Below are 1,424 nucleotides of genomic sequence, written 5' to 3' on the forward strand. Positions count from 1 at the left end.
GGCCACAGGGGCGCGGATGTAGGTCAGGTGTGCGAACTGTCCTACGGGAGGGGGTTGTCGGGGTGCGGACTTGCCCAACTGCCCGGCGGCACGCGCGATCGCGTGACTACTGTGAGTGTCCGCCACGCGGGGGCGCAGGCGTCACCCGCTCGAGCGCCCCCGGTCCCTGACGCACCGCTCAGCACGAGGACGTCGATGTCTCACCTTCGCGCACCGGCCGACCGCAGATCGCCGCAGCGACAGCAGCAACTTCCGCTCCTCGGGCCACAGTTGGCCCGCATCGCGGTGCTGCCGCCCGTGGCGGTGGCGCTCGGGGGCGGGGCGGCCGTGCTCTTCGTGCTCCTCACCGCCGGCGCCCCGGGCGGGCCCGCGCTGTGGGCCGTACTCGCCGGGGCGCTGGCACTCGCGGTGATGGCGGTGGCCGCCGCGGCGGTCGCCGCGCGCCGGGCCGCGCACTCGGTGACCGTCCGCGTCGAGGAGCTCCGTCGACAGGTCGCCGAACAGGCGGAGGAACGCAGGGCGACCGCCGGGGAGCCGACGCTCTCCGCGGCTCCGGACGGGGCGGAGGACCCGGCGAGCGCTCCGGCGCCGGGCGGTCCGGCCGCCGACGCGTTCGGCAGGCTGGCCGACGACCTCGAGCGCGCGCACCGCGAGTCGTTGGAGGTCCTGTCCCGGCGCGCGGCGACGACGGACGAAGAGGCGCCGGAGGGCGAGGGCGGTCGGGGCACGGGGGTCGAGCACCGCATCGAGGTGTTCGTGAACGTCGCCCGGCGGCTGCAGTCGCTGGCCCACCGGGAGATCGCGGTCCTGGACGAGCTGGAGCGGGAGATCGAGGACCCCGACCTGCTCCGAGGCCTCTTCCACGTCGACCACCTGGCCACCCGGGTCCGGCGGCACGCCGAGAACCTGGCCGTCCTCGGCGGCGCGGTCTCCCGTCGGCAGTGGAGCGAGCCGGTCGCGCTCGAGGAGGTGCTGCGCTCCGCCGTCGCGGAGGTCGAGCAGTACGCACGGGTGCGGGTCGTGCCGCCGGTGGAGGGCACGCTGCGGGGGCACGCCGTCGCGGACGTGATCCATCTGCTCGCGGAACTGGTCGAGAACGCGACGGTGTTCTCCCCGCCGCACACCCAGGTGGCGATCCGCGCCGACGCCGTCGCGGCCGGGCTGGCGGTGGAGGTGGAGGACCGCGGTCTTGGGATGCCCTCCGAGGAGCAGGAGCGGATGAACGCGCTGCTGGCCGACCCCGCGTCGGTCGACGTGGCGGGACTCCTGGCGGACGGGCGGATCGGGCTGTACGTGGTCTCCCAGCTGGCCCGCCGGCACGGTGTCAGGGTCCGGCTCGGCGGCAACATCTACGGCGGTGTGCAGGCGGTGCTGGTGCTGCCGCAGACGCTGCTGGGGCCGCGGTCGGCGGAACTGCCCCCGGC

The 1,424-nt window shown here is 75.5% G+C and carries 1 protein-coding gene; it reads left to right on the top strand.

Features of this window, described 5'->3' with window-relative positions; all coding sequences use genetic code 11:
* Nucleotides 1-195: 195 nt before the first annotated feature.
* Nucleotides 196-1,424, top strand: a 1,229-nt coding sequence (locus ACOV8S_RS08520; protein WP_448317080.1) for a sensor histidine kinase, incomplete at its 3' end; no start/stop codon positions are given.

The sequence above is a fragment of the Streptomyces sp. CO7 genome (assembly GCF_053474865.1).